This window comes from Parabacteroides sp. AF14-59 (assembly GCF_003479515.1).
Classification (GTDB): domain Bacteria; phylum Bacteroidota; class Bacteroidia; order Bacteroidales; family Tannerellaceae; genus Parabacteroides; species Parabacteroides faecis.
This window is the reverse complement of the sequence record NZ_QUHH01000037.1, coordinates 42116-48308: the sequence shown is the minus strand read 5'-3', so window position 1 is coordinate 48308 and position 6193 is coordinate 42116. Positions and strand designations below refer to the sequence as shown.

Below are 6193 nucleotides of genomic sequence, written 5' to 3'. Positions count from 1 at the left end.
AGCGAGAGCTGAAAGGTAGAAGGAGTTCATTCGAAAGAGTGGACTCCTTTTTTTATTTATCATGGTTTCACTTTTCTTTATTGGCATAATGGAACCGACTCCTTTTTTGTTTTATACAAATCCTTTATCTTTGTCCAAAAATCAATGCTTTATGATCAAGTCTTATATTTTATTTGTATTCCTTCTCGTATCCTCTGTTCTTTCTGCTCAGAAAGATATAAGTTATATCGTAGAAAAAGATGTTCCATATCGTACGACAGGCGATCCTTATGGCCTGGAACGTTGCAAAGTGGATATTTATTATCCGGAAAACCTGGAGGATTTCGGAACAGTCGTTTGGTTTCATGGTGGGGGACTGTCCGGTGGAAGTAAATTTATTCCGGATGAGTTGAAAAATTGCGGACTGGCAGTTGTTGCCGTCAATTATCGTTTATTACCCAAATGTTCTATTAAAGATTGTATCGATGATGCGGCCGCTGCGGTTGCATGGACTTTTAAGACAATCGAGAAATATGGAGGTAGTCGGCAACGTATTTTTGTCTCAGGACATTCTGCAGGCGGCTATCTGACAAATATGATCGGATTGGATAAAAAATGGCTCCAGGTATATTCGATAGATGCCGATTCTATTGCTGCGTTAATACCTTTTAGCGGGCATGCTATCAGTCATTTTGCGTACCGGGAATCTTTAGGGATGAAAGAGACGCAGCCCAGTATTGATGAATATGCCCCTCTTTATTATGTCCGTCCGGATGCTCCTCCTTTAATAATTGTGTCCGGAGACCGTGAAATGGAGATGCTGGGACGCTATGAGGAAAATGCATACTTCTGGCGTATGATGAAGGTGGCAGGACATAAAGAAACTTATTTGTATGAACTGGATGGCTATGATCACGGCTCAATGGCGGCTCCGGCTTTTCATATACTGAAGAATCATGTGAAAAAGATTTTGGAAACGCGTTGAAAGGGCGAAGAAAACCTGTTCCCGTGATTGACACGGGAACGGATTATATCATTCGTAGCGTACTGCTGTTCCGGCAGCTGTGACCATCAGCATACTTCCGCTCCCTCCTACAGTTTCATAGTCCAGGTCCACCGCAATGACAGCATTGGCGCCCAGGCGGGCAGCATGCTCGCTCATTTCCTGCAAGGCCGTATCTTTTGCTTCGCGTAACACACTTTCGTATGAGCCGGCCCGACCACCTACGATATCGCGTATTCCTGCAAAAAAATCTTTGAATACATTTGCCCCGATGATTGTCTCGCCGGAAACTATTCCATAATATTGGGTGATCTTTTTCCCTTCGATGTTGTTTGTCGTTGTTAATAACATAGCTTTTTTATTTTATAGTCTGCAGCAAATATATCCATTATATTGAATAGATGATTGGATTTGGAACAAATAAAAACGGGCAGAGGTTCATTTGTATGGAATCTCTGCCCGTCGTTTATCGGATGCCTATCCGTTTGTCATTGGATGCTTATCCGCTTGTGAACGGATAAGCACCGGATTTTTACGGATGTGTGTTCGTCATTTCAAATACAAGTTTACCACCTTTAACGATATCATTATGCGAGATAAACGGAGTATCCAGTACTTTGCCGTTCAGCAAAACTCTTTCTATATATTTGTTTTCCGGACTGTTGTTTTCCACCCGGATCTCAAAAGCTCCCCCTTTCACGCGTATTAAAGCACGATCTATCATCGGACGTCCCAATGTGTAAACCGGAATACCCGGAGCAACCTGGTAGAAGCCTAATGCACTCATAACATACCATGCCGACATCTGTCCGCAATCTTCATTACCGATGATGCCATCCGGTTTATTCGTATAGAATTCACGCATAATATAGTCCAGGCGTTCTTGTCCTTTCCAGGGTGAATCCGTCCAGTTATATAAGTAAGCCATATGATGGCTCGGCTCGTTACCGTGAGCATACTGGCCGATCAGACCGGTGATATCGCCTGATGCATGTTCACCATCGACCTGTGAAGATGTTGTAAACAAGGTATCCAGACGTGTTTCCAATTCTTTCTTGCCACCGATCGTAGCAATGAAGTTATCCATATCATGCGGTGCGAAGAAACTCCACTGGAAAGCATTTCCTTCCGTATAATCACTTCTCATGTGTGCGGAGTAACGCGGATTGAACGGAGTGCGGAAAGTTCCGTCACCCATAATGGGACGCATCATCTTTGTTTCCGGGTCCAGATAACGTTTGTAGTATTCCCCTTTGGCAGCATAAGCCTGTGCCAACGAATCCAATCCTGCTTTAGCAGCGATTTGTGAGATACACCAATCTTCATAAGCCATTTCCAATCCCCAGGATACGGATTCGGGAACGGAGTCAGCCGGAACGAAACCATATTTTTCTTTATAATAAGGATGGCGGGTGATCAGATCGAGTTCGCGTGTCCCCTTGAACTTTTCAGCCAGGTCTTCACGGTAAACAGAAGAACGTGCACCAGCTTCCGCCCATGTTTTCAGGTCACTGTCAGCCAGGTCTTTACAAACCAGGTCAGCCAGAACGGATACGGCAGGATAACCTACCATACAACCTGTGTAGCTGGAAGCTAACGGCCATTTCGGCAGGATACCGCCTTCTTTATATCCCTGTACCAATACTTTACCCCAGTCGGCAGCCAGATCCGGATTGATGATCGTCATCAACGGATGCAAGGCACGGAATGTATCCCACAAAGAGAATACGGAATAGTTCGTATAACCGGGTTCTGCCTTATGTACTTTTTTATCCATACCCAGATAGCGCCCATCTACGTCCTGATAAGCGAACGGAGCGATCATCGTATGGTATAGAGCTGTGTAGAAATTCACCATTACAGTAGGATCTGCCTGAATTTCGATTGCATTCAGCGCGTCGTTCCATATCTCAGCCGATTTGATGCGGGTGGCTTCGAAATCCCAGCCTGGAAGCTCTGCTTCGAGATTCTTTTCTGCTCCTTCCGTATCTACCATGGAAAGTGCCACCTTTACGTACAGAGGTTCTGCCTTTTCCGGGAATTTATAATGGAATTTCAGATCTTCAGTAGTATTGATACGCAGGAACAATGAATCCTGGCGTAATTTACCGTCGATATATTGGTATATTGTTTCGATAGGTTCAGAGAAGGTGATCCGGTAAGAAACCGAGTGGAAATGTGCCCACCCTTGTGTACGGACAGTACCTTCAACTGTCGAATCATTCACGAACAGGTAGCTGTTATCTACCAGTTTATGTCCCCAGTTCGGTTGGAGGATATGCCCCAGGTCGAGCATTACGCGGCGATCTTTAGGGTTGTCGTAGGTGTATTTGTGGAAACCGACTTTATCAGTACTTGTCAATTCCACGTTTACGCCGAAGTTATCCAGGCGTACGGCGTAATAACCCGGAGTCGCTTTTTCGGTGTCCTTATTGAAAAGACCGACAGGTTTGATTGAGTCGGCACCGGAGAAAGGCAGTAATGCTACGTCCCCCAGGTCGCCGATTCCGGTACCTGAAAGGTGTGTATGACTGAATCCGTAGATTTCCCGGTCGTCATAATGATAACCGCTACTGGCATCCCAGCCCATGATATGAGTGTCGGGGCTAACCTGTACCATGGCGAACGGACGGGTGGCACCGGGAAAGGTATGTCCGTGGAATCCGGTTCCGATGAACGGATCGACATACTTGATTTCATCGCTTAATAAGCCGCTGCCGGGGGCTGACTGGCATCCTGCCAGCAGGCAAAGTACAGCAGCCTGGAGGAATAAGATCGTCTTTTTCACTTTTTATTTATTGATTTAGTTTGATATTATGCGTATCAATTATTTGTTAGAACTGCTACAAATATAATGAAAAAGAACTATATAGCGGTGTTTTTCTATCATCTGGTAAAAAAAAGTGACAGGAAACTGCAACCTTTTACCTGGGTTACTCGTCTAATATAACAGAGATGAGAACAGACGAATTCATAACAAGGATACTGCCGCTAAAAGACAACCTGTTACGGGTTGCTTTCAGGATCACCGGTAATGCAGAGCGTTCGGAACAGATCGTTCAGGACGTCATGTTGAAGGTTTGGAATGAACGGGCCGCATGGATCGTAATAGAAGATCTTCCTTCTTATTGCCTGATGGTCACACGGAATATGGCGTTGGAAACAGTCAACTTAAAGAAGAAACGAACAGAAAGTTTCGTAGTCAGATAATATTGTTTAAACAGCGAATATGGATTGTAACCGTATTACATTATTGTTGGACAAATACTGGGAGTGTGCTACCACTATTGAAGAAGAACGGGAATTGCGTCACTTTTTCTCGGCAGAAACATTGCCGCCGGAGTTACGCCCTTACCGTGCCTGGTTCATGTCTCCCGAAGCTGAGATCCTGCCACCGTTAGGGAAGGAGTTTGACTTGAAAGTTCTCCAGCGGATCAGCAGGGAGAAGAAACGGCGGCATCTTCGTCTTTTCTATTCATTTACCACTTTGGTAAGTGTCATTATTATCCTTTTGTTAGTCCTGTTGCTGACATCTTCTTTTATGATAGAGAAGAATTGCTGTGTTTGATATATTCTTACCTTTGCAGGAAATTTGAAAGATCATGTTCACGGTAATTGGAATCATGTTTGGTGGCATCGCTGCCGGATATCTTTTGCGGAAGGTGGAACTGCTGCAAAAGATCGGTAAGCCTATTTCTTATACAATCCTACTCTTGCTGTTTCTGCTGGGTATCTCAGTAGGGGCGAATGATGCGATTGTCAATAATCTGACAACATTGGGCGGACAGGCTTTTCTGATCGCTTTGGCCGGAACTGCCGGAAGTGTGCTGGCTGCCTGGGGCGTTTACCATTTCTTCTTTAAGGAAAGGAGGGGGGAATGAGGGGGAGTCTGATCGTTGTCGCTTTCTTTGCATTCGGCTGTATCCTGGGATGGAGCGGGTATCTGCCGGATGTAATCGTTGAAAATAATATGACTATGTATGTGCTTTACCTGCTGATGTTTCAGGTAGGGCTGAGTATCGGTAGCGATAAGAAGTTGAAAGAGATCTTGTGCAGTATCCGACCTAAACTATTGCTGGTCCCTTTGGCTACTATTATCGGGACACTGACAGCTTCGGCTCTGATCAGTCTGGTGATAACCAAATGGAGTGTGTTCGACTGTCTGGCGGTGGGTAGCGGATTTGCTTATTATTCATTGTCATCTATCCTGATAACGGAATTGAAGGAGGCCTCTTTGGGTGTCCAGATGGCTACGGAGTTAGGAACGATCGCATTGATAGCCAATATAATCCGTGAGATTATAGCTCTGCTGGGCGCTCCTTTATTTGTCAGATATTTCGGCCGTTTGGCTCCTATCTGTGCCGGAGGAGCGACGACGATGGATACAACATTACCGATTATTACCCGTTATTCAGGAAAAGATCTGGTATTCGTTTCTATCTTCCACGGTATTCTGGTCGATTTTACGGTACCATTCTTTGTCTCTTTTTTCTGTTCAATGTGAATAGGATAGTCAATAAAGATAGCATAATGACCTGTATGAGAAACTTACTTATTGCTATATTGCTGCTCATTTCGTTCTGCGCAGCCGGACAGCCGGGGCGAAGACTGGATAAATTGGGAGATAACGATGCGATCCCGGCCGGACAAGCCGCATTTTACGGTGATTTCATCCAACGCCTGAAAAAGTTTAAGAGCGGAGGTTATCCCCAGGATATCCGGATAATCAATATTGAGACGAACGAAGTATTTATCTTCAGGGTAAAGTCTACCTTTAAGACCTCCAAGGAAAATCCGTTCTGTTACCTGATTGAACCGGGAACGTATGCGATCCTGAATTATTGGTGGACGGAAAGTAAATGGTATGGCGGTAAATCCTATATGGAACCCATTTATAAAGGAGAAGACTCTATCCTGGAGACGGAACGGAAGATAAAGAACAAGGAACAACGCCCGGACGAACTGGTCCTGTTTAAATTTACCGTTGCCCCGAATACGCTGAACTATGCCGGCACCTGGCATTTCGAGCAATCCCCCGTTTATTTTACCGACGATAAGGAACAAGCCGACGATCGAATGAAAGATAAATATAAAAAGCTGGACTTTTCATCTTCCCGCATGGCGATACCCGATTAAAACAGTCATTAGTTGTCTGATAGAATCTGTGTTTATCAATGATTTACTATCTTTGTACAGGTTTTAGATACAAGC

General features: G+C 44.6%; 8 protein-coding genes. 6 read left to right on the top strand and 2 right to left on the bottom strand.

The window, feature by feature from the left end; all coding sequences use genetic code 11:
- Positions 1-151: 151 nt before the first annotated feature.
- Entirely contained in the window at positions 152-964 is an 813-nt protein-coding gene (locus DWW23_RS25180; RefSeq protein WP_122357219.1) for an alpha/beta hydrolase, read from the top strand.
- 48 nt (positions 965-1012) lie between these two features.
- Here the strand turns inward: DWW23_RS25180 and DWW23_RS25175 are convergent, their stop codons facing one another.
- Positions 1013-1333 carry a YbjQ family protein gene (locus DWW23_RS25175; protein ID WP_122357216.1) on the bottom strand — a complete coding sequence of 107 codons (321 nt, stop codon included), beginning with the start codon at positions 1331-1333 and terminating at the stop codon, positions 1013-1015.
- Positions 1334-1514: 181 nt separating this feature from the next.
- Positions 1515-3770 (bottom strand): GH92 family glycosyl hydrolase, encoded by a 2256-nt coding sequence (locus DWW23_RS25170; protein WP_122357215.1) that lies wholly within the window; start codon positions 3768-3770, stop codon positions 1515-1517.
- 167 nt (positions 3771-3937) lie between these two features.
- Here DWW23_RS25170 and DWW23_RS25165 point away from each other — a divergent pair, with 167 nt between their 5' ends.
- Genes DWW23_RS25165 through DWW23_RS25145 form a run of 5 tightly spaced genes read left to right on the top strand, consistent with a single transcriptional unit; the run spans position 3938 to position 6118 of the window.
- Positions 3938-4192, top strand: coding sequence for a sigma factor (locus DWW23_RS25165; protein WP_122357214.1), 255 nt, complete (start codon positions 3938-3940; stop codon positions 4190-4192).
- A 19-nt stretch (positions 4193-4211) separates the two neighbouring features.
- Positions 4212-4550 (top strand): hypothetical protein, encoded by a 339-nt coding sequence (locus DWW23_RS25160; RefSeq protein WP_122357213.1) that lies wholly within the window; start codon positions 4212-4214, stop codon positions 4548-4550.
- A gap of 34 nt (positions 4551-4584) precedes the next feature.
- Positions 4585-4863 (top strand): LysO family transporter, encoded by a 279-nt coding sequence (locus DWW23_RS25155; protein ID WP_122357212.1) that lies wholly within the window; start codon positions 4585-4587, stop codon positions 4861-4863.
- On the top strand, positions 4860-5486 hold the full coding sequence (locus DWW23_RS25150; RefSeq protein ID WP_122357211.1) for a lysine exporter LysO family protein: 627 nt from the start codon (positions 4860-4862) through the stop codon (positions 5484-5486). The genes DWW23_RS25155 and DWW23_RS25150 overlap by 4 nt, the downstream gene beginning before the upstream one ends.
- Before the next feature lie 35 nt (positions 5487-5521).
- Positions 5522-6118, top strand: coding sequence for a hypothetical protein (locus DWW23_RS25145; protein WP_122357218.1), 597 nt, complete (start codon positions 5522-5524; stop codon positions 6116-6118).
- Positions 6119-6193 lie beyond the last annotated feature (75 nt).